Origin of the sequence: Haloferax profundi (assembly GCF_001469865.1) — an archaeon.
Classification (GTDB): Archaea; Halobacteriota; Halobacteria; order Halobacteriales; family Haloferacaceae; genus Haloferax; species Haloferax profundi.
Genome location: NZ_LOPV01000233.1, coordinates 1 through 569, shown reverse-complemented (window position 1 = coordinate 569; position 569 = coordinate 1). Strand labels below are relative to the sequence as shown.

Annotated in this window: 1 pseudogene; it reads left to right on the top strand. The window is 59.8% G+C overall.

Annotated elements, in window-relative coordinates:
* Window positions 1-71 precede the first annotated feature (71 nt).
* Window positions 72-569, top strand: a pseudogene (locus AUR66_RS11390) (NADP-dependent oxidoreductase); the annotation flags it as partial.

The following is a 569-nucleotide window of genomic DNA, read 5'->3' as shown; positions in this document are numbered from 1 at the left end:
GACAGGGCAGCGTTGGCAGAAATACCACCCGCCTCCCGAAGCCCTATCGGTGAACCGAACAGAACCAGTGTATGCGAAATTCTAATCGAGAATGGACCCTCGCCGAGCGACCAGAGGGCGAACCAGATTCAGACACCTTCGAACTCCGAGAGAGCGACGTCCCCGAACCAAACATCGGCGAACTCCGAGTCCGCGTCAAGTATCTCTCTGTAGACCCGTACATGCGTGGCCGTATGCGAGACGCAGAATCGTACGCCGAACCGTGGGACGTGGGCGATGTGCTTCGCGGTGGCATCGTTGGCGAGGTCACAGAAAGCAAGAGTGACCAATACGAAGCAGGCGACCTCGTCACCGGGAACGGAACGTGGGCGGACTACAGCATTCTCGATGCGGACGACGTCGCGCCTGTGGACCCAGAGATTGTAGACCCGCCAGCATATCTCGGCGTGCTTGGGATGCCTGGTCGAACGGCTTACTTCGGCTTGCTCGAAGTTGGTGAGCCTCAGCCTGGTGACACCGTGGTTGTCTCCGGTGCGGCAGGCGCAGTCGGGTCAGCAGTCGGTCAAATC